Origin of the sequence: Coprococcus phoceensis, from assembly GCF_900104635.1 — a bacterium.
In the GTDB taxonomy this organism is placed as follows: Bacteria; Bacillota; Clostridia; order Lachnospirales; family Lachnospiraceae; genus Faecalimonas; species Faecalimonas phoceensis.
Map to the genome: position 1 here is coordinate 2,162,078 of NZ_FNWC01000007.1, position 21,977 is coordinate 2,184,054.

Below are 21,977 nucleotides of genomic sequence, written 5' to 3' on the forward strand. Positions count from 1 at the left end.
GGTGCTGCTATGAGAAGAATTATGATCAATGCCTCTCTCTGTGACGGCTGTAAAAACTGCACCGTCGCCTGTATGCAGGCACACAGGGATACCCCTGGAACCGTCTATGACTTAGACCTTACGGATATTCACAATGAATCTCGCAATCACATTGAAAAAATGCCGGACGGCAGTTACCGCCCGATTTTCTGCAGACACTGTGATCTACCGGAGTGTGTCATGTCCTGCATGAGCGGCGCCCTCTCCAAAGATCCGGAAACGGGAATTGTCTCTTACGACGAAAAAAAATGCGGCTCTTGCTTTATGTGTGTCATGAACTGTCCTTACGGCGTTTTAAAAGCAGACACCGCAACCCATACAAAAGTCGTCAAATGTGATTTTTGTATGAAGGACGATGCAAAGCCAAACTGCGTGAAATCCTGTCCAAAGAAAGCAATCTATGTTGAGGAGGTGTCTTTATGATTCATGTAATTATCGGAGTCGGCGCTGCCGGTATCACCGCCGCAAAAACAATCCGTGAAAATGACCCGGATGCTGCTATCACAATGATTTCAACGGATGAGCATGTACATTCCCGCTGTATGCTCCACCGCTATCTGAGTCATGAGCGTAATGAGGATACGTTGTCCTTTGTAGAGCCGGACTTTTTTGAGACTTATCGGATTCAATGGAGAAACGGTGTCTCTGTCCGCACCATCGACACCGCAGAACAGGTCGTTGTTCTCAATGATAACACCTGCTGTTCCTATGACCGTCTGCTGATTGCAACCGGAGCAAACAGCTTTATTCCTCCGGTCGGACAGTTTCGGGAAGCTAATAATGTCTTTGGCCTTCGTCACCTGTCTGATGCGCAGGCAATCCGGTCTCTTGCTGATCAGGCGAACCGTATCCTTGTAGTTGGTTCCGGATTGGTCGGCATGGACGCTGCATACGCATTTTTAGAGCGGGGGAAAGATGTAACCGTTGTAGAGATGGCAGACCGCATTCTTCCGATCCAGCTGAATGAGACCGCCGGCAATGCGTACAGAACTTTATTCGAATCACATGGCTGCAAATTTCTTCTCGGCAAAAAAGCATCAGAGACACATATGAACGAAGCCGGCGCAATTGATTTTGTTCTCCTTGATGATGGAACGAAAATTGACTGCGACCTGGTGATCGTTGCAGCCGGTGTCCGCCCTGCCGTGGAATGTGCCCTTGATACTCCAATTCATGTAGACCGCTTTATTCAGGTTTCTGATACCATGGAAACAAACTGCCCGAATATTTATGCGGCAGGAGATGTAACCGGTCTTTCCGGAATCTGGCCAAATGCAATGAAGCAGGGACAGATTGCTGCGCTCAATATGTGCGGAATACAGGCGGAATACACAGACCGCTACGCCATGAAAAACACAATGAACTTCTACGGGCTCGTCACACTCTCCCTCGGTCGCGGTGTTGCCGAGGAAGGCGATATCGTGCTTGAGGAGGAAGATGCTCACAATTACAGACGTGCCATCATCAGAGATGGAAAGCTTGACAGCATCTTACTACAGGGAAAAATTGACTATTCCGGTATTTATCAGTATTTAATCAAAAATCAGATTGATTTATCCGGAAAAGAACAAGATATTTTCCATCTTTCCTTTGCCGATTTTTATGGAGTCAAAGAAAATGGAGCGTATTGCTATCAGATATAACGTATAATGAAAGCGGCTGTGAGTTTGCCTCATAGCCGCTTTACATATTATGATTCTATTTTTCGTCTTTTTCTCATCACATACAACAATACTGCTACTCCCACAATTCCTGCGACTGGAACAGCAATGGCTGTAGTGTCTCCCGTTTTTACACTCTCCTTTTTGTGAGATGTATCAGAAGTTCCCTGTTGTTCGGAATCTCCCGAAGTGCCCGGATTCGGATCCTTTTTATCTTCTTCTCCGCTCTCTTTATCCTTGTATGTAAATTCAAATTTGTTCAGCTTTTCTAAGATTTCAGATACCTCATTCGGTGTTGCATTTGGATTGTCCAATACATTTTTCGCCTGTTCTCTAAGTCCTGTAAACTCTTTCCATGACTCATCCGTCGCCTGACCTTGTGTCATATCTTTAATCTTATCATACTTTTCTTGAAGTGCAGTCTTATCCGCACGCAGTCCGCTGATTCGCTGTTTCAAAATGGCCGTCTTTTCATTTACCTCATCCTGTGTATATGTGCCATTTAACAATACCTCTGCTTCTCTGATACCCTGCTGCAGTGCCTCAAAACTTTCTTTTGTGTATCCCTCCGAAGAAATTGCTTTCGCTGTCTTAATGACCTCTTTCAGTTCCGATATATCTACCGTCACTTTCTGGAGATTTGCCCTTGCCGCTTCTACTTCCGCTGCTTTATCGTTCATCTCAGATGTACAGGTCTCTTCATCTGGTTTTTTCAAAAGTTCTGTTGCACTTTTTACAACTTCTTGAAGCGCAGTCCAGCTTTCTGTTGTATACTCTTTTTCATTCAGACCCTCACAAAGCTTCAATTCTTCTTCAAGCTTGCATCTATCCACCATTTCTTTCTTTTCTTTCCGAATCGTCAGTGCGCCAACCTCAACCCAGCCTCTTTTATCCTGTGCCTGTGTGCTTTTTCCCACTCGCTCAAACTGAATCGTATACGAGCCTTCTGCAAATTCCTCCTGCATCAGCTCTGTTCCTTCCACTCGGTTTTGCGCATATGTATCAATCTCTTCCTGATAAATTTGTTTTCCGGATTGATCCTGAAGCGTCACCCGAATGACTCCGTGGTCATCTCCTTTTACAGTCGGAACCTGTATGAAATGTCCGGTAAATTCATACGTCAACGGTCCCGCATTGTCATCTGCTGTCGCCTTGAATTTACCTGCCTGAATCCATTTATCAGAGCCTTGCAGCTCTCCTGAAGGAACCTGTATCTCTTCAAATCCTCCCTGTTCCAAATTATCTAATGCTTTTTGCAGTTTCTGCGCTGTCTGATCGACTGTAGGCTGTTTTGCACTCTCATCAGCCAAAACTTCTTTTGCTTCTGCAAGCACTTTCTTTAACTGGTACAAAGACTCATTTGTATACTCGCCTTTCAGCGCTTCTTCTGCCCGTGCAATCAATGTCTCCAGCGCCGATTTATCTGTCTCCCCAAAGCCAAGACGGTCATATCTATTTGATAAAAATTCGGTTCTGGAATCCATCAAATCCTGTGATGCTTTCAACATTTCTTTTCCATCTGAAATGCTTTCTTCAAATGCATCTTTTAGTTCCTGCGGTGCATTTACATAATAGTCTGATGTACGGTCTGCTTCCTCTGCCAATCCAATCATGCTCTCCAATTCTGCTGCGTCACCAGCTTTATCTGCCGGAACACCTGCACAAAGTGGTGTCACCTCATACAGAGATGGTTCGCCTAAGAATCCTGCTTTCAGTATCACTTTTACAGAATCCGTATTGATCTCCGGAAATTCCGCTAAGTAATATGCATGATACCCTTCGCTGTTTCCATCTACATCTCCCACCTTATCATTGATATCCCCCATCTTTGTACCTTCGTACACTGTCTGGTAGGTTCCATCCACAAGCGCTTGAATTTCAAATGCACCAATCGCATTATTTCTTGACACAAAGAGGTCAAATTTCATCTGGCTGAGTAGCTCTGCTTTTGCAAATGTCAATGTGAGCTCCATCGGTTTGGAAGTATCTACACCTTTTGATGCCCATCTTGTCGCCGGATTTCCGTCAATCATCTTCTCTTTTGCATAAGTATCTCCCCAATGGTTTTCATGGGATACTACCAAATCTTTAACGGAAATACCTTCTGTCATATATTTCTTTGTATATACCGGACTGACTCTCTGCTCTTTATAGAACAATGCTGCTCTGACAACAGTGTCCTCCTGATTACTCAACTGAAGTGGTTTCTCGTAGTTTTCTGATGTCTTTCTCGGAACACTTCCATCTGTTGTATAGCGGATCTCATAATTTTTAGCATTCTCACTCTTACTCAAAGTAAGCGTCCGGTCCTCCCCAATGATTCTGGAATCTTTACTAAATGAAATCACCCGGTTCTCCATCTGTTTTTCTAATTGTGCCGCGGTATCAGTAAGCTGACTTTCTGCCTTCTGATAGTATTCCATATCCCCTGTGTTTTCCAGCAACGTATTGCGCAATTCTCTCAACTGATTGTAAATAGTATCAATCTCATTGTAGGCAAGCCCTTCCTGATCAGTCAGATAATATACGTTCTCTGCTTCTTGCAGATATGTGCGGTATAATTGATCCATCTGTTTTGCTTTTGTCAGAATACTTCCCAGTTCTTTTGAAGAACGGTCAATCGCCGACTGCAGTTCTTCTTTAATCTTGATCAGATCCGGATGGAGTTGTTTTAAAAATGCTGTTGCCTTCTCTTTCAATTCCTCCACATTCGTCTCAGACATATCAATTGTATACGTCTTTCCTGCTTTCGCTTCAAAAGAAATACGACCTGTTTCTTCTTCTTTTGTCACTTCAATTTCTTTTCCATCAGCATATACTTTTGCAGAGGTGATATCCTCATAAGATCCTGTAAATGTACTGCTTTCTTTGTCTCCGTCATAGCATACCGTAAATGTCTCTGCCACGCCGTTTGCCCACTTTTCTCCAATTGTAAAGTTGCCTCTTGCTTTCAGTCCCTGTACGCTTCCTTCTTCCCATGCGCTTGGAATTGCCGGAAGAAACTGTGTATATCCGGACTGTGACTGTACAAGCATCTCTGCCACACCGGATGTCAGGCCAAAGTTACCGTCAATCTGCCATACCGGAGTTCCATTCATCATAGTGTCTCCACCGCCGGAACCATGAGAATCAAATAGATTGTACTGAAGCCCGGAAGAATTTCCTCCAATCAGATGATTCAAAAGTGTATATGCTTTCTCTCCATTCTCTGTCCTTGCCCAAAGGTTAATCTTATTTGCCTTTGACCAGCCGGTAGAGTATTCTCCACGCTCTGTTAAAGACTGGATTGCCGCATTCATATACTCTTCATTGTCTTTGTTGATCAATGTTCCCGGGAACAGACCTACCAAATGAGATGCATGTCTTTGTTCTCCCAGATGTCCGATATTCCATCCGCTGTTTGGAACTTCGATTTCTGCAAGATCTCCTGCCTGTGCATAAGACTGGTTATGACCGTTCTTCTGTCCGACACGTGTCTCCTCATACCACTCCTTGATTCCATTTGTATCATTGATCTCAATCGGATCCAGTTTTTGCATCTTTTCTTCCCATGATTTCAAAAGTGCTTCGTCTTCTCCGACAATTTTTCCTGCCTTGATACATTCATTGTACAACTCCCACACAAGCGACTGGTCATAAGTTGTTCCAACTGCTGTCGGTCCCTGTTCCTCTGAAAAACTTGGTGCAACTACAAGTCTGTTCTGGCCGTTATATGGCGAGTTCTCATCGTTAATTTTCTGATACTCCGATGTCCAGAGATATGAATCCCAAAACAGAGCTGCCTCTTTCATAATCGGATAAATCGTATTCTTCAGATATGCCTCATCCTGTGTAAACTCATAATGCCACCAAAGATTTTGGATTGCCCATGCAGCCCCTGTCGGATTCCATCCGTATTCCTGTGCATTTGTCGGCGCTGTCATACCAAACGGATTGTTCTCTGTATGTACGGTAAATCCGGTATGATTTTTCACTGCTCCTTCAATTCCGTGCACTCTCTCCGCAGTCAGGCGTCCCGGCTCTCTTAACTTATCCATATAATCTACAAACGTTGTCCCACATTCTGCAAGATTCGTTGCATAAACCGGCCAGTAATTCATTTGTACATTCACATTGAAATGGTAGTCTCCTGTCCACGCAGAGTTGCCAACTGTCCACAATCCAACTAAATTACTTGGAAGTGTTCCTCTTGAACCTGCGATTGTCAGATAACGTCCATATTGAAATGCCAGCACTTCCAGATAATGCGAATAATTTCCATTTCGATATTCATCCACAAGCTGGTTCGTCGGTACTGATGTGCGCTGTTCTCCCAAATCCAGACTTACTCTGTCAAATAATCCCTGATGGTCTGCGATATGTGTTTCCTTCAACTCATCATAGGATTTCTTCGTTCCATTGTTCACACGGTCAGCGACTACTTTTTTCAAATCTTTGTTCTTATCCCGATATGTCGGATAATCATTCTTATAATCCGTCTCTGCCGCCATCACGATCATCACGCAATCTGCATCCTGAATCTGATAGACTTGATTCTTTTCATCTGCGCTCAGTTTTCCACCTGTCAGAACGAGCTTCATCGTTGTGCAAAACTTCAGATCATTGTCCTTTACCTTTCCTTCGATCGTACATGTCTGATTCTTTTCATCAAAAGTGGTCTTCCCTTCTAAACCACTATTATTAAGCTCCATTTTTACATTCAAATCAAGTTTTCCTTTTTCAGATGCAGAAAGCTCTGTCACCATCACCTGATCCGGATTACTCACAAAATGTTCCCGCTTATATGTCACGTCTTTGCAAGAAAACTCTGTCGCCGCAATTCCGGTCTGAATATCCAGCTCTCTGCGGTAGCCCTTTACATTGTTATCATTGATTCCCATCTTGGAAAAATCAAGCCAGATATCTCCGAAATCCTGATAACTTCCTTTGTTCAGATTATTCTCTCCCGGGAACTTAATCTTTGCCCCCATTCCGTAACCGCCAAGACTTTTGTCATCGTTGAATACATTTGTAGATTTGTCATCTAAAAGCTTTCGATACTCCTCAATCTCCGTATCGGTATACGCTGTTGCCTTATTCCCGAACTGATAATTTGGACGACTTGATGAAGGTCCACCTGTCCAAAGCGTCTTTTCATTAAAATGAATCCTTTCCTTTGCAATCCCTCCAAAAATCAGATTTCCCAGATTTCCATTGCCCAAAGGCAGGGACTGCTGCATCCACTCGCCGCCATTTGTTTCTGCTGTGTCGATCTTAGCCGGCGAAGTATACCATAATTTCAATTCTTGATTGATCGACTTTTCCGCGGATACCGGCAATGCCTGTTCCGACTCTTTTGCAAGCACATTCTGTACAGTTCCGGTCGGCATGACCAACACTGCGCACATCCCTGCAAGAAACTGTTTGATTCCTTTTTTCACCATAACCTCTCCTTCATCTTAGCTTCTTTTTTCTATTCTTTCCTCTTTCGATGATACTACCGCTATTATACATTGTCAACTTTGACAATAAATTTATTTATCGAACATTCTTTTTTGTTGTTTTATAATATAATAAATATTTTCAGGAGGAGTTGTTATGAAATATATTGACAAATTAATTTGGTCACGAGCAGAATTATTTGACTTTTTTCTACTGTGGATCATCCATTTTACAGTACAACTTTCCGTGTGGATGTCACGCAGCTTCACAAATACACCAAAAGCCATGGTATTTCTTTCTATTATGCACTGACCTACCTGGTTACAAAAGCGATAAATCAAGTGGAAAATTTCCGCTATACAATCCATGATGGAAAAGTTGCACTTTTAGAAGAGCGGATTCCAAGTTTTACAGACATAAAAAAAGACAGTGAACAGTTCTATATTGTCACTGTCCGCTGCCAGGATTCCATGGAAAAATTCTGCCGTATTGCAAAAGAAAAAAGTCATACACAGACGACGTTTATTGACCAGACCGAAGAAGGCGACGAGCTGATCTATATGTCCTGTCTTCCGTGGCTTGACCTTACCGGATGTACCCATGAACGTAATCTGGATATCGATGATATGATTCCAAGAATCACCTGGGGAAAGATCATGGCCCAAAACGGTCGTGAGACACTCGGAATGTCCGTGGAAGTCAATCACCGCATAATCGACGGCGTTCATATTGGCAGATTCTATGAAGGTCTTCAAAAAATGATTGATGAATTATAAGTCTCAGAATGTGTCAGGCTGTGTCACTGCACACAGCCTTTTTACATCTGTTTTCTCACAATCTGATATTCGTCTCCGAACTGATAGTACGGGCAATCCCGAAATTCTCCCCGAACAAACCGATACATCTCATCTTCATCCAGATTTTTCATACATACATAGTAATCATATTCTTCATCATACTCGTAATTCATACAACTCTCACAGTTCGTCTGAGCCATTTTTCTTCCTCCTTCCAATTCGTTCTTGCAATGTGATAACAAGATAATAACCCGCCGCTCCGGCTCCAAGCCCGACAAGCACTCCGCCTAAAATATCTGTCGGATAGTGCACATACAGATACATTCGTGAAAATGCAATCAAAACAGCAAGCACAAGCGAGACCTTCCAAAGCTTTTTCTTCCCCGCAAAATAAAGCGCCGCAACCGCCGCAAAAGATGCAGCCGTATGTCCTGACGGAAACGAAAAATCTTTTGGCGCTGTAATCAAAAGCTGCACTGCCTCATTGACATCAAACGGTCTCGTTCTGGCAAACAGATTTTTTAAAATTCCATTGCACACAATGACATCAATGCATAATGCCGCTGCCACGATCAATCCGCTCTTTCTCGTTTTCGGGATCAAAAGCAGAATGACCGCCAACACGACCCAAAAAATTCCCGCATCTCCAAGGTGCGTGATCCCAAGCATCATTTTATCAACTATTGGACTATGTAACGTCTGTAGCCAGTCTAAAAATTGTATTTCTATTCCCATCTTTTTCTCCTTATTTTCTAAAACCATTTTTTCTTTTTAAAGAACCATATCTCAATCAACACAATCAGCAGACAGATGCCGCAAATAACCACATATCCATACCGCAATGAAAGCTCCGGCATATGGACAAAATTCATACCATACCATCCTGCAATGAGTGTCAGTGGCATAAATATGGTTGTCACGATCGTGAGAAATTTCATAATCTCATTCTGTCTGATATCCACCTGTGTCTGATGCATCTCCCGAAGCTGCATGGAGTACTCCTTCAATTCCTGGACAGTCGAATAAAACCGTCCCGCCCTTTCACATAACAAAGAAAATAATAACTCTTCTTTCTCAGCCCCCTGCTCGGCCGCATTCTGCTTTAGCGTCTCTCCCATATCGGATAATTGTTCATAATAGGAACTCAGCACAGAAAGTTCTTTTCTGATAGCCAGAATCGTGCGGTTAAAATCTTCCAGATTGTTATTTAACAGTTCATCCTCGAGATCCTCCAAATTATCTTCATATCCTTGCAAAAAAATCATATCATCTTCCAGCAGATATTCCATAAATTTGAACAGAAACTGCAACGGAGATGCCGCATCTATATTCGGATAGTCCTTCATCTCTCTCAGCATCGGTTCTATCTTTGTCTCGTACTCAATAAAAATAAATCGGTTCGGTAATACACAGTATCCAAATGCTGTTTTTTCTCCTCGTAAATGTTCTTTTTGCGGAATTGCAAACGTCCCCTCCACTGCCTGACTCCAATTTTCCGCCTTGCAGAAACGAATGTAATGCAGTTTGCTTGACTCAAAACTTCTATGAAATAATTCCTCGTATCTTTCCGCAAACTTTTCAACTGACAAAATCTCCATATCCCACTTTTGGTCCATATCTACACACTCCTGTCTTCTGTCAATGCTTTGCCCTATTCTAACATACATTTCAGCATCTGAAAAGGGAGAGCATACCGCTCTCCCTCGTTAGAATTCACTATTTTACTCTTTTCTTTTTGCTGATCAATATTCCGCCCACTGCGACAACACTTGCAAGCAACCATGCCATTGGCAGACTACTTTCTGTTGTGTCACCTGTGTGAACTTCATGCTTGTCATCCGAATCTGGTTTCTGATCCTGCTGTGGTTTATCTGGTTTTGGTTGTTCTGGCTTAGCAGCATCTTTCTCCACAAGATTTGCTTCCGCTGTCTCAAATGCATTTCTCAGTTTCAGATATTCTTCCTGTGAAACATTGTCAAGACGATCTAATACTCCACAAAGTTTCTGATATGCATCTTTATATACCTTGTAAGATTCCTCTGTGTATTTTGAGGCATCTTTCAACTCAATACCATTGATATAAGCTTTCACTTCCTCACCATTTGCTCTTGTCACAAGCGCTTTGATCGCTGCATCTAATTTGTCAACAGCCGCTTTTACAGACTCCTCTGTACTGTCTGTTCTGTCAAATTCTGCTTTTGCAGCGTTAAGTGCTTCTGTCAATGCCTGATAGCTGTCTTTTGTATAAAGCTGTGCATCTAAACCTTCCGCTGTTTTAATCAATCCAGACAACACTTCTTTTGATACAGGTGCTACCGGTACAAAAGTCAATCCCTCTTTTGCATCTTTCAACGCTTTCAATGCATCTTTAAATTCTGATGGGTGTACCGGTGTTGTCTTGTTCTTTTCAATCAGCTGTTCCACTGCTTCTTTTGCCGCAACAAAATTATTCCAAGACTCTTCTGTATAGATAGATTTATCTGTTGCATTGATAAAGTCATTTTCTGCCTGCACTGCGAGCATACATTCTTCCATTGCAGACGGATTGTATACAAGCGCTGATTTTGCCGCCTCTAAATCTGCAAGTAATTTTTCTACATCTGCTACTGATGTATTATCCGCATTTTCCATTGCTGTTTCAATCGCACTTACTGCGTTGCTGTATACACGCCATGTTCTTGCTGTGTAGTTCTCAGAATCTTTCAGCGCCTTGTCCAATGCTGCCTGCAATTTTGACATATCGCCTTTCAACTCTTTGTCTGCCACTGCATTTTTAATTGCAAGTACTGCGCTGTCAACGCTTCCTTTGCTTGCATGTTCGCTGTCATATACTTTCTGACCTGCTGCAATTGCCGCATCATATGCCTGCTTACTGTCTGTTGTCCAAGAAGAAGTATCTTCTTTGTTGTCTAACAGCTTTTTCAGTTCTGCTTTGTCCACATTCACAGTATCTGTTTTTGCAAATACTAATTCTGTGATAGATGGTGTCACATTTTTCCACTCTAATTTCACATCTAAGAGAACGGTATCTTTTTCTAATACGAACTCATTTACTGTCTGTGCAAGCGTTCCAAGTGTAATCCATTTATCCGGATTTTTCAATGTACGGGCTTTTACAGTCGCATTGGAAATTGCGTCTGCTCCCTGAATGATCTTAATCACATTGACATTGTTATTGTCAGAAACTGTATAGTTCAATGTTCCTGTTTCTTTTGCCGGAACAAATGCTGTAGACAGATCAGCATCTACCATGTATGCATATTTTCCGTTTCTTGTATCCAGACAGTCACTTTCAAATGTCGGGTCGTTCACTGTCGGCATATACTCACCGCCATTGATCTCAAATTCCTGGAATCTCACCCATTTATCTGAACCTACTTTTGTTCTTGTAATCTCAAACTTGATAAAACGAGCTTTCTGGTTGATATTTTCTTCCAATTTTGCATTGTAGGAAGTCTCATGTAACGGAAGTACATCATTGATATTATCTTCGTTTGAAGCTTCGCCTTCATTTTCTTTATCCTGATTACCGATTGTCATCACATCTGTCCACTTTTGACCATCTGTTGATACTGAAATCTTTGCGTGACGTGGGAAATCAATCTCACTGTCTCTACATACTACTTTCAATGTCTTCAGGTCAATTGTCTGTCCCAGATCATAGACAAATTTTGCGCCCTGATTCTGGCTTCCCTGATAGATAACCTGTGTCGTGCGGTCTCCGTCAAACAGGTTTGTCGCCGGATTGCTTGCCGCCTCACCGATTGCAAACGTTGTCTGATCAGCTACAAGTGATTTTTCATAAATCTCAAATGTCTTCAATGACAGCTTCTGAATATCGAATGTTTTCTTCGCATCTGTCTTGTTGATGAGACGTACATAACGTGCATCTACATTCTTTCCAGCTGCATACTCAGTCCATTCGTATCCGTTTTTCGATACTTCTAATGTAATACCGTCTGCATCTTTTAACTGCTTCTCAATCGTTGTAATCTCATGTACACGATCTAATTTCAGACCAATATATTGATCTTTCTCCAACGCAATGTCATTTTGTGGAGCCAGCTCTGCTGAATCTGCAAATACGTTTGCCCCAAAATCTTTATATGCATCTACGTTTGTATATGCTTTCGCATTGTAAAATACTTTTGCATCTACATCAAATTCTCTGAAAGCAATCCAGCTCTCCTGATTTTCCTGATTTTCCAGACGAACATACTGTGCCTCGATGTTTTTGTCCGAAAGATCTACCTGAATATGTCTTGTATTTTTAAACGGCTCTACACCCGGAATATCCTTCCAGTCTGTTCCATTTACTGAATACTGCAATTTTACATTCTTGAAGTAATCACCATCATTGTCATTCTTACCCTGTAAAATATCAATTTTACCTAACGTGATTGGCTGTGATAATTTCACTCCGACATAGTCACCTTTGATTGTAGTATTTGCCGGATTTCCATTCTGTCTTACATTATACCAGATTGATGTCTGTGTATTTTCGTCAATCAAGTTACTTTCTTCTCCTTGATATGGAGCCCATCCGTCCTGTGTACGGATGACTTCTTTCGTAAACTCAACTCCTGTCTCCGGTGTTGTGGATACTTTGAATTCTCTCATAGATGGCCATTTATTGCCTGAGCCTTTTTGTGTACATTCATAACGTACTGCCACAACATTCTCAATCTCGATACCGGATACATCTACACGCTCTGCATATGGACCGTATTCTTTATCTGTTAAGTCTTTCCATGTGTCTTCTCCGGATACTTTGTATTTTACTTTTGCCTTTCCAAATGTATCCTGAGCTTTTCCGCTTTGATTTGCACCATTTAAAATATGGACACCGTAAACTGTACTTGGTTTACTGAAATTTACCTGGTAGTACTGTCCTGCCGCTTCTTCGCCATTGTGCCATGCATGTGTATTTTCATCGCCATCGATAATATTGTTAATATTTCCGGAATACCATGTATCAAAGCTTGACTCTGCTGTGATCACCAGCGGATTTTCTCCCTCACCGGATACATAATCATTGATTGGGCCGGATAGTTTCTTTTCTAATTTTTCTGCTAATGGAATCAAGTGTGTAGAACCTGGTGATACTACCTGTGGGTTTCCATTGATCATTGGCTTTGTAAATGTCTTTGATGTCTTAAAGCTTGAGCTTCCTGCTGTGTAGCTGTTAAACGCTGCATACATATCATCATTTTCAATTGCAATCTGCGCTTCTACAAATGAGCGGATTGATTTACATAATTCTTTCAGTGAATTTGTAAATGGCAGTAACTCCGCTTTGAGCGCTTCATTTTTGCTTTTTGCATGAAAACCATCACAAGCGTCGATGATGACATCCATTTCCTGCATCAATCTTGCTCCAACTTCTTTTACAGATTCATTGTTGTCCAGTTTTGTCTTAAATTCGTTCAACAACGGCTGTAATTCTTCTGATTCCGGCAACACCAAACCGTGTCCGTTTGGCTGTGGATTCGACATATGTTTTGCCAGTGTGTGTAATTCTTCTGTCGCATCTGCTTCAATGTATTTGAAAGAATCCTCCCAGCTCTTATCTACCTCGAATCCTTTTACATTCCATGCATAATCTGCAACTGCAAAAATCGCAACCTTAGAAGCCTCTGACTCCTGCATTGGGTTTGTCACTGCTCCGTAAATATCATTTACATTGATATCTGTGTGAAGCTGCACACCTTTTCCCATCAGCATACGTCCATGATTGATATCATTTACAGGCCAGTTTAACCAGAATAACGGTGCACGACGTTCTGTCTTGCCCTCCGGTAAATTATGCCTTCTAAAGTGATCCAGTGTCTTCTGCTCGATTGGCTGACACACTGCTTCACCTGTCCAAAAAATACGAACATCTTCCGGGAAACCTTCATCTAATTCATTTAATTCAGAATAATTTCCCTGCCATGAATGGTTGTAGCCTTGCGGACAAAATACGAGATCATATACATCGCCTTTTTCATCTGCCCATTTCTGCAAGTCATTCATAACTCTAATTACAACTTTTCTAGGAAGATTTCCTGCATCATCTCCCAGTACACCAAATTGACGCACTCCGACATTGTACAACTGATTAAATTTATCTTTAATCTTTTGGATATCTGCGTCATATGTTGCCTCTGTGATACCACCGTTCATAAATGGATGGATTGTCCATACAAAACGACATTTTGATGCATTTCCGACTTCTGTCATCTCTTTGATTTCTTCCAATTTATCTGCCGGGTATGGCTCACGCCATTTTGCAGAATGATATGGGTCATCCTTCGGCGCAAAGATATAAGAAGTCATCTTGAAGTCTCCACCAAATCTCATCAAAGACATGCGGTCTTCATTAGACCATGGAATTCCATAATAGCCTTCGATAAATCCACGAATATTTACATCTGCATAATCTCTCATCTCGAAATTGCGGATTGTAGACCCGTCCATCTGATTAAAGATATGTTTTAATGATGTAATTCCGTAGAATGCTGCATCTGTATCCACACCTAAAATGACGATCTCATCATTGTTGGATGCCAGAAAATAAGAACCATAATGCTCAAACAAGCTTGCATCTACGTTGTAGTTCTCCTTCACATAGTTGTCTACATAACCTTTTGAATTGTAGGTACCAACTAAAATGTTTGTCTTACCTTCTGCTTTTTCTGCTGTCACAGTGATATTCTTGTCTTTCGCTTCCAGAACTTCATTCATTCTGTTCTGTGTAGCTTCATCAATTTTCTCTTCAAAAACTACATTCACTTCCGGGCGAATAACATATTCTCCCTCTTGGTAGGACATGTCATGTGGATTCGGATAAATCTCGTATTCCACCTGAGTGTTGTCCTGTGCATAAACCTTTGGAATTGCCGGCGTTCCCATTGTTAAAACCATTGCAATCGCCAGTAATCCTGTCAACATTTGTTTTGCAATCTTTTTCATTCCTCTTTCATCCTTTCCTGAATCTGTCCTGTTAAAAAAGAAAAGACCAAGGACATTCTAAATAGTCCCCCACTTTACAGGAGCTATCTAAAACTCTTTCCCTGGTCTCGCCTAATCTAATAGTAACAATCCATATAATCGTTATTATCATATGATATTCTCTACAAGATTGCAAGTTTTTTTGTCAATATTTTCCAAAAGTAAATTTTTACATAGTCACAGTTCACACATTTGGATTCTTTGCACAATACAAGCTATATGCCGACAGTGTAAAACCATCCGTAATCTTTCCCTCCGCAATCCATTTCCGTAATTCTTCTGCTGAAAGAAACACCACATCCTCAATTCCTTCGTAGGCATACCGCCTCTGAACACCTTCCACCTGACACGCAAATACCGCCACTTTATTCGCTAAAAGTCCACTGTCTGCGACAACCTCTCCCAAATATTCACATTTGATAACCGTCGCACCGATTTCTTCGTGCACTTCCTTTTTGACATTTTCGTACGGTGAGAGTTCCTTTTCTCCAAATCCACGTGGAAAACTATACTGACTCGTTCGAATCGCGTGCCGATATTGCCGCAGGAGCACAAACAATCCGTTTTGAATCGTCACCGCCACTGCTGCTCCACTTGGCACAACCGGCAGTATTCTTTCATATGTATATAACTTTCCATCTGGATTCCGAATCAGATCCACAAGCAGATAATGGTATTCACTGCTATACATCACACCTACTTTTTGCCCGGTCTCTCTCACAAATGTATCTACCGTCTCTTTATCCGTCACAATCGGAATCTGCGTTGACTCTGCAAACAACTCCGGACGTTCCTTCCGCAATTTTTCATATGTGTTCCATTCTATTCCATCACTATATTTTTCTTTCATTGTTTCTCTCCTTATCTGGATTCTGATAGGAAATGCCGCTCTTTGCCATTCCGATTCGATACAAATCTTTCATCCCCACACCAATACTTCGTACACTTTCTAAAATATCCGGCAGTTGAAACACATTTGCAACAACAGAGCCTACTATTCCGAACATAATGGTAGAGCAAACCATCGACCACAGCATACGCATCCACTCATTTCCTGTCACATCAAAAAACAATCCCATCACCTGGTCTTCCACAAATCCCATAAAGTAATCTACTCCACAGAAAATCACAATGTACAAAAGCGCTGTACGCAGTCTTGCAAACATTTGATATGCAATCCGCAGGTTCCATCTCCTCTTCTCCTTCTCGCAATCTTCTTCATAGCGTTTTCCTATGCACTCTTTGGTCTGTAAACCCCTGTCACGCTTTCGCTCCTCCTCTACTACACGAACGGCTGTGTCCCATGGAGGAAGCTCTATCTCCTCAGACTGTTGTCCTCTCTCTTTACATTCCTTCCAATATAACATGAGTCTTTGGGTCAAATCCCTCTCAAAGGTGTCTCCTTCCTTCTCGTAATGCTTCGACACCTGATAAATACTTTCTTCTACTGTATAGTTATAGCAAAGATCGACCACTGCCTTTGCAAGCAGCTGCTGTGACTCAAGTGCTGTTTTTTCCTCTGATACAAGTTTTTTTATCCAATTCGTCCTATTGTTCATCAATTTTTTTGTTCTATCTTCACGGTACAATTCTTTTTTTGTTCGCTCCAGAATCTCTATCGCTTTCGGCAATCCTTCTTCCAATTCCCTGCCAGACTCCCCTGAAAACAAAGACTTAGGCTTTCGAAGTATCTCCACAATTTCTTCATAAAACTGCATAAAATTTCTCTTTTCTCCGGTATTTGCCGGCTGCCCTGAAATTTTCTCCAGACTCATCATCAGAATCATTCGCACAAATCGAATTACATACTCAAGATCTTTCTTCTTCTCTTCCTCTTTTTCATTCTCCATTAACTCTTCCAAAACAGTTGTATCACTATACTGAAGCGCATGCTTCATCTTCTCAAGTAAATCTTTCTCTGCACAGCGCACAGGCAGACCCGAAAACAAAAACTCTTCCTTGCTCGAATCGTTGCATTTGTCAATTGCGTTCTGTATATATTGCGACGGAGTTCTGACATCTCCATATCTTGAAATTTTAATTGCCCCAAGCGCAAACAACTGCACCATCTGTTCGTATGCTTTTTCATCTCTAATCGCACACAAAAAAGCTTCTGAGTCCGTCAATTGGTTAAACGAAAGCACAACCGTATTCCCCTTTTTGACAATCTCCTCAAAAAGTGCCTGCTGACCTCTTTGGATCTCTTTCTTCGAATTTCGCACTGAATCCAATTCAAATAAATATACAAAACGCCTCATCTTTTGTTCCCCCTGTGTTCTAAACCGCATTTTCTCTTACTATTCGTATTCTTCTAATGCTGATGCAAATACTTTTCTCTTGTTGCCATACCTCCCCTGATATGTCTTTCTGACTTATTTTGATCTAAGATCTTTCGTGCCTGATTGGCAAGCCCTGGATTAATCTGCAAAAGCCGTTCCGTTACATCTTTATGTATGGTACTCTTACTTACTCCAAATTTTTTTGCGGTCTGCCGCACTGTCGCCTGGTTCTCAATAATATAATATGCGATTTCTACTGCTCGCTCCTCGATATAATCTTTCATATACTTCCCCTGCAATTACTGTTGTTACAGTGTATGCAAAGGATTCTTTTGGTATGTCTTGATATTTCAGCCTTCCGGCTCCGATTGATAATTTTCCCTTATGCCTCTATATTCAAAACTTTCACCCACTTTGTATCTTTCCGATTATAGTTCATCGGCTTTCTTATATCGCTTTCCTTTTGTTGCCCCATCATCTACAAGCTTTTCATCAGTAATCAATGCTCGCAGCAATTCTTTCGTTCTTGTTTCTCTCACTCCTAACACATTCATTAAATCACTTGCTTTGTACCATACATCAGGCTGCATAAAGGTAAGAATTTTTTCATATTGTTCTTGTCTTTTTTCGTCACTTTTTTATAAAAGAAAGCGTCAAAATCGTTCTGTCCGGATCAAATCTTTCTTCAATCTCTGGCTCTACAAATCCTTCTTCATTCCATACATTGAAAATATTCGGTACTCCACTTCCGGCACGTTCACCTATATTAATCAAGTTAAACATTTTCATGAGAGATTTATTTCGTGGATCAGATTCTCCGCCCAAACGCATCTGTTTTTTACCGGTTCGGACATAGCCTGGATTTGCAAAAGTAATTTTATCCGTCTCTTTCCTGATTCTTTAATCCCTAAAATAATGACACCGCCATAACAGTTTGCAAAAGAAGAATATGTGTCCCATAATGAAACCGGTAATCCTCCATTCGCTTTCTTCACTTCTCTTCTGTTATCTTCTCTATATTTATCGAACCGTGAAATATCAAATTCTTTTCTCACAATAAATCACCATCCTATTTAAAAATGTAACCATGACTTTCATATCAGTATCTGTACCTAATTTTACCTTGTTTTTTCCAACAGCACAAGTGGACTTCTAGTCCAAAATCTCTCGTTTTTCGCCATAGTAATTTTCTTCCAAAATATTCTCGGCCGCCTCCTGCATCGCCCGCTCCACCTTTTTTCATTCACTTCCATAAAAACCTTCAATATGTAATCGGCGGTAGTTTCTACCGTATTCGGATTATGAAACCGATAGTTTATTTTTTTTCTTGCCACGATAAACAAACTACCTCCCTTCCTGCACTCTTTGTCCATGTTTATGAATTCTTCTGAATAAATAGTCCTATAGATTCAGCTCTTCTCTTTTAAATCCAAATATAACCCTATTTTCCAATAATCTATGACAGTACTACAATTAAATGATATACTAATTTTAACTTATAATTTTGGAGGTATATTATGTCTAACATTCAGATAACAGAAAATGAATCGGGGAAATATTCTCCCGAATGGTTTTATACCGAATCTCAGACTCCCGAATGGATTGCATTTGCTCACAAGGCTGATGAACTACGAGAAAATTTTATAAATCTCTTTGGAATAGAACGCTTAAAATCTCTTTCCGGAAGGAATTTGTTAACTTCTTTATTCTATAACGACGAAGGAAATAAAACCAACCTCTGCTATATGCTTGAAATGGACAAAGATATTCGTGAAGTATTCGGAGGTATTTCTGGTGGATCTGCATATAAATTTGGACTCTTTTATCATAAAAAAAATCAGAGTTGGACTTGCGGATCACCATTAAGACCTATACATCTTACTGAAGAAGAAGCAATACAAAAAGCAGAAGAAATCCGTAATGACCTGATAGAAGGTGCGGAAATAATCTCTTCTTTTGGCCCTTTAAATTCTGAAGAAGATTATGAACAGCTTTACAAGCAACTGGGACATATCTCAGGAATCAATATGGTATGGCGAATGAAATATTATCAAATACTCTTTCCCACATTGTTTGCACCATTTTACGGACAAGATATTCAGCTGAGAGTATTACATTTTCTAAATCAAAAACCAAGCGATATTCCTTTCATTCGCATGGGACAAATTTCATTATATGTAAGAAAATGCAATGTTCCCGGAGTTGTTTTTGCCCATATTTATGGAAAGAATGTGGGATATACCAATGACTCTGATGATTCTGACACAAATACTCTTTCCGATAAAAAGCATAAAATTCACTACTGGATGTATACAATTTTTGACGATAATAGCTGGATTGAATGTCAGCAAAAAGAAATCATGGTTCTTGGTATGGATGACATCGGCGATTATTCCCAATACGCTTCTAAAGAAGCTCTTCGTCAAGAACTGATAAATGTGTATGACAGCAGTACTTCCCGAAAAAATCAGGCTTTGATGGCATGGAATTTTGCAAATAGCATATCAGTTAATGACGTGATTTATGCGAAACGTAGTAATACCCTTGTTGGTAAAGGTATTGTCACTGGAGATTATGTCTTTGATGATCTTCGTCAAGAATATAAAAGCATCCGCGCTGTAAAGTGGCTACAAGTTGGCGAATGGGAACATCCTGGTAATGCTGTTGCCAAACGCCTAACTGATATCACTCCATACACAGATTATATTGAAAAACTTACTGCCATCTTTGCTCTAGATGAATTGGATGATGTAGATACACAACCAGAAATCGACTATCCTATTTATTCTTCTACGGATTTCCTCACAGATGTGTATATGAATGAACAAGATTATAAAACACTGGTAAATGTCTTAAAAATGAAGAAAAACATTATTTTACAGGGTGCACCTGGAGTTGGAAAAACATTTACTGCCAAGCGACTTGCCTATTCCATTATCGGTGCAAAAAATCCAGACCGCGTTCAAATGATTCAGTTTCACCAGAGCTACTCATATGAAGATTTTATCGAAGGATACCGACCAACCGAAAATGGATTTACAATAAAAAAAGGCTCTTTTTACAAATTCTGCAAACTAGCTGAAGAAGATGATGAAAATGATTATTTTTTTATTATTGATGAAATCAATCGTGGTAATTTAAGTAAAATATTCGGCGAATTATTTATGCTAATCGAAAAAGACAAGCGTGGTATCGAACTACAGTTATTGTATTCTGATGAAAATTTTTCTGTACCTGCAAATGTGTATATCATTGGTATGATGAATACTGCTGATCGTAGTCTTGCCATGTTAGACTATGCTTTAAGACGACGTTTTTCATTTTTTACTATGAAACCAGGATTTAACACACTTGGTTTTCAAGCTTATCAGGATTCTTTAAAGAGTGATGCTTTTAACAAGTTAATTTCTTGTGTTAAACAACTCAATTCAAAAATAGCAGAAGACATTTCTCTAGGTGAAGGATTCTGTATTGGTCATAGCTATTTTTGTGGTTTAACTCCGGAAACAATCAACACCCAAACACTGGCATCCATTGTAGAATACGAATTGATTCCGCTTTTAAAAGAATATTGGTTTGATGAACCAGCCAAAATCATAGATTGGTCAGATCGGTTAAGGAGTGCTGTTAAATGATTCCTGTACAAAATATTTACTATATGCTATCCTACGCTTTCCAATCATTACAAGCACAGAATTACAAAAATCTTGCTACAGAAAAATTGCATAACACCGCTGAATTATGTGCAGCCATTCTTGATAAAGGCATTAGCATACAATTAAAACGTGGCTTAGGAAGAGATTATGTCCCAAAATCAGAATCGCTTTCTACACTCCAAGGAAAACTTAATATTTCCGAATCCATTAAAACTCAAGCTCTGCTGAAAAAACAAATAATTTGTACATACGATGAATTTTCAACTAATACACAATTTAACCAGATTATCAAATCTACAATGTTATTACTACTTAAAGCCAATATTACAAATACACGCAAAAAGAGTCTACGGAATCTGTTGTTATTTTTTTCTGATGTTAGTGAAATTGATTTACGTTTTGTAAACTGGAACCAGCATTATAATCGTTCCAACCAAAGTTATCAAATGCTAATCGGAATCTGTTATCTGGTTTATAACGGACTTCTGCAAACACAAACTGACGGCACCACGAAAATAATGGATTTTTTTGACGAACAACGTATGTGCCGTTTATATGAAAAATTTTTGCTTGAATATTATCGAAAAGAACATCCAAAACTATCTGCCAATGCATCACAGATTACATGGCAACTTGATGATTCCGAAAACCAATTGCTTCCTAAAATGCAAACCGATATCATGCTGTCTCAAGAGAACAATATACTTATTATCGATGCAAAATATTATTCACACATGACTCAGCGACAATACGGAACAAATACCTTGCATTCCAATAATCTCTATCAAATTTTTACATATGTGAAAAACAAGGAGTTCGAATTGAAAAACTGTGAACATACTGTCTCCGGAATGCTTCTTTATGCACAGACCGATGAAGATATTATTCCCAATAATACCTACCAAATGAGCGGAAACCAGATTTCTGTACGTACACTAAATTTAAATCAAGATTTTTCAAGAATTGCAGAATCACTGGATGATATAGTAAAAAATTATTTTTAGCATCTTAATAGCTGTCACTCTGATATAATCTCAAAGTGACAGCTAATCTTTTCTCTCTTTCCTTGGTTTCGTTCTTTCGCTTTTTTATCTCCTGTATATTATATCTCTCATTACGATAATATAAAGT

17 protein-coding genes are annotated in these 21,977 nt (G+C 40.2%); 5 read left to right on the top strand and 12 right to left on the bottom strand.

All coding sequences use genetic code 11. From position 1 onward, the window contains the following. Window positions 1-9: 9 nt before the first annotated feature. Window positions 10-462, top strand: coding sequence for a 4Fe-4S dicluster domain-containing protein (locus BQ5364_RS13995; RefSeq protein ID WP_022250998.1), 453 nt, complete (start codon window positions 10-12; stop codon window positions 460-462). Beyond that, a complete protein-coding gene (locus tag BQ5364_RS14000) occupies window positions 459-1,682 on the top strand; it encodes an NAD(P)/FAD-dependent oxidoreductase (RefSeq protein ID WP_004613472.1) in 1,224 nt (407 codons plus the stop codon). Before BQ5364_RS13995 ends, BQ5364_RS14000 begins: the two co-directional genes overlap by 4 nt. Window positions 1,683-1,729: 47 nt before the next feature. Here BQ5364_RS14000 and BQ5364_RS14005 read toward each other — a convergent pair whose 3' ends face one another. Continuing rightward, a complete protein-coding gene (locus tag BQ5364_RS14005; protein WP_207646123.1) occupies window positions 1,730-7,123 on the bottom strand; it encodes a glycosyl hydrolase family 95 catalytic domain-containing protein in 5,394 nt (1,797 codons plus the stop codon). Between the two features lie 213 nt (window positions 7,124-7,336). On the opposite strand from BQ5364_RS14005, the gene BQ5364_RS14010 reads away from it, so the two are divergent. Further along, window positions 7,337-7,897 carry a CatA-like O-acetyltransferase gene (locus BQ5364_RS14010; protein WP_207646124.1) on the top strand — a complete coding sequence of 187 codons (561 nt, stop codon included), beginning with the start codon at window positions 7,337-7,339 and terminating at the stop codon, window positions 7,895-7,897. A gap of 41 nt (window positions 7,898-7,938) precedes the next feature. Here the strand turns inward: BQ5364_RS14010 and BQ5364_RS14015 are convergent, their stop codons facing one another. The 11 genes from BQ5364_RS14015 to BQ5364_RS14055 form a co-directional block, all read right to left on the bottom strand. Next, the gene (locus tag BQ5364_RS14015) at window positions 7,939-8,118 is read right to left on the bottom strand and encodes a DUF6472 family protein (protein ID WP_022250995.1); all 180 of its coding nucleotides are present in this window, start codon (window positions 8,116-8,118) and stop codon (window positions 7,939-7,941) included. Beyond that, on the bottom strand, window positions 8,099-8,653 hold the full coding sequence (locus BQ5364_RS14020; RefSeq protein ID WP_071144488.1) for a phosphatase PAP2 family protein: 555 nt from the start codon (window positions 8,651-8,653) through the stop codon (window positions 8,099-8,101). The genes BQ5364_RS14015 and BQ5364_RS14020 overlap by 20 nt, the downstream gene beginning before the upstream one ends. A 17-nt stretch (window positions 8,654-8,670) precedes the next feature. Then, window positions 8,671-9,585, bottom strand: coding sequence for a magnesium transporter CorA family protein (locus BQ5364_RS14025; RefSeq protein ID WP_004613467.1), 915 nt, complete (start codon window positions 9,583-9,585; stop codon window positions 8,671-8,673). A 49-nt stretch (window positions 9,586-9,634) separates the two neighbouring features. Next, the gene (locus BQ5364_RS14030; protein WP_004613466.1) at window positions 9,635-14,872 is read right to left on the bottom strand and encodes a glycoside hydrolase family 84 protein; all 5,238 of its coding nucleotides are present in this window, start codon (window positions 14,870-14,872) and stop codon (window positions 9,635-9,637) included. A 223-nt stretch (window positions 14,873-15,095) separates the two neighbouring features. Then, complete coding sequence (locus tag BQ5364_RS14035) at window positions 15,096-15,761, bottom strand: NUDIX hydrolase (protein ID WP_004613465.1); 666 nt, start codon at window positions 15,759-15,761, stop codon at window positions 15,096-15,098. Further along, entirely contained in the window at window positions 15,745-17,169 is a 1,425-nt protein-coding gene (locus BQ5364_RS14040; protein ID WP_044987546.1) for a hypothetical protein, read from the bottom strand. Before BQ5364_RS14040 ends, BQ5364_RS14035 begins: the two co-directional genes overlap by 17 nt. Before the next feature lie 53 nt (window positions 17,170-17,222). Next, a complete protein-coding gene (gene spoIIID, locus BQ5364_RS14045) occupies window positions 17,223-17,474 on the bottom strand; it encodes a sporulation transcriptional regulator SpoIIID (RefSeq protein WP_022250990.1) in 252 nt (83 codons plus the stop codon). Window positions 17,475-17,618: 144 nt separating this feature from the next. Beyond that, window positions 17,619-17,780, bottom strand: coding sequence for a hypothetical protein (locus BQ5364_RS17970; protein WP_004613462.1), 162 nt, complete (start codon window positions 17,778-17,780; stop codon window positions 17,619-17,621). 40 nt (window positions 17,781-17,820) lie between these two features. Further along, window positions 17,821-18,021, bottom strand: a complete 201-nt coding sequence (locus tag BQ5364_RS18185; protein ID WP_235837174.1) for an ATP-binding protein — start codon at window positions 18,019-18,021, stop codon at window positions 17,821-17,823. Further along, the gene (locus tag BQ5364_RS14050) at window positions 17,976-18,245 is read right to left on the bottom strand and encodes an AlbA family DNA-binding domain-containing protein (RefSeq protein WP_004613460.1); all 270 of its coding nucleotides are present in this window, start codon (window positions 18,243-18,245) and stop codon (window positions 17,976-17,978) included. Before BQ5364_RS14050 ends, BQ5364_RS18185 begins: the two co-directional genes overlap by 46 nt. Before the next feature lie 63 nt (window positions 18,246-18,308). Then, window positions 18,309-18,524, bottom strand: a complete 216-nt coding sequence (locus tag BQ5364_RS14055; RefSeq protein WP_318261208.1) for a hypothetical protein — start codon at window positions 18,522-18,524, stop codon at window positions 18,309-18,311. 183 nt (window positions 18,525-18,707) lie between these two features. On the opposite strand from BQ5364_RS14055, the gene BQ5364_RS14060 reads away from it, so the two are divergent. After that, window positions 18,708-20,825, top strand: a complete 2,118-nt coding sequence (locus tag BQ5364_RS14060) for an AAA family ATPase (protein WP_004613458.1) — start codon at window positions 18,708-18,710, stop codon at window positions 20,823-20,825. Continuing rightward, a complete protein-coding gene (gene mcrC / locus BQ5364_RS14065) occupies window positions 20,822-21,850 on the top strand; it encodes a 5-methylcytosine-specific restriction endonuclease system specificity protein McrC (RefSeq protein WP_004613457.1) in 1,029 nt (342 codons plus the stop codon). The genes BQ5364_RS14060 and mcrC overlap by 4 nt, the downstream gene beginning before the upstream one ends. The last annotated feature ends 127 nt before the right edge of the window (window positions 21,851-21,977 follow it).

What these genes read in the sequence shown, in the direction of transcription:
- BQ5364_RS13995 (WP_022250998.1), top strand. Translation starts at nt 10, where the DNA reads ATGAGAAGAATTATGATCAATGCCTCTCTCTGTGACGGCTGTAAAAAC.
- BQ5364_RS14000 (WP_004613472.1), top strand. Translation starts at nt 459, where the DNA reads ATGATTCATGTAATTATCGGAGTCGGCGCTGCCGGTATCACCGCCGCA.
- BQ5364_RS14005 (WP_207646123.1), bottom strand. Translation starts at nt 7,123, where the DNA reads ATGGTGAAAAAAGGAATCAAACAGTTTCTTGCAGGGATGTGCGCAGTG.
- BQ5364_RS14015 (WP_022250995.1), bottom strand. Translation starts at nt 8,118, where the DNA reads ATGGCTCAGACGAACTGTGAGAGTTGTATGAATTACGAGTATGATGAA.
- BQ5364_RS14020 (WP_071144488.1), bottom strand. Translation starts at nt 8,653, where the DNA reads ATGGGAATAGAAATACAATTTTTAGACTGGCTACAGACGTTACATAGT.
- BQ5364_RS14025 (WP_004613467.1), bottom strand. Translation starts at nt 9,585, where the DNA reads ATGTATGTTAGAATAGGGCAAAGCATTGACAGAAGACAGGAGTGTGTA.
- BQ5364_RS14030 (WP_004613466.1), bottom strand. Translation starts at nt 14,872, where the DNA reads ATGAAAAAGATTGCAAAACAAATGTTGACAGGATTACTGGCGATTGCA.
- BQ5364_RS14035 (WP_004613465.1), bottom strand. Translation starts at nt 15,761, where the DNA reads ATGAAAGAAAAATATAGTGATGGAATAGAATGGAACACATATGAAAAA.
- BQ5364_RS14040 (WP_044987546.1), bottom strand. Translation starts at nt 17,169, where the DNA reads ATGAGGCGTTTTGTATATTTATTTGAATTGGATTCAGTGCGAAATTCG.
- spoIIID (WP_022250990.1), bottom strand. Translation starts at nt 17,474, where the DNA reads ATGAAAGATTATATCGAGGAGCGAGCAGTAGAAATCGCATATTATATT.
- BQ5364_RS17970 (WP_004613462.1), bottom strand. Translation starts at nt 17,780, where the DNA reads ATGCAGCCTGATGTATGGTACAAAGCAAGTGATTTAATGAATGTGTTA.
- BQ5364_RS18185 (WP_235837174.1), bottom strand. Translation starts at nt 18,021, where the DNA reads ATGCGTTTGGGCGGAGAATCTGATCCACGAAATAAATCTCTCATGAAA.
- BQ5364_RS14060 (WP_004613458.1), top strand. Translation starts at nt 18,708, where the DNA reads ATGTCTAACATTCAGATAACAGAAAATGAATCGGGGAAATATTCTCCC.
- mcrC (WP_004613457.1), top strand. Translation starts at nt 20,822, where the DNA reads ATGATTCCTGTACAAAATATTTACTATATGCTATCCTACGCTTTCCAA.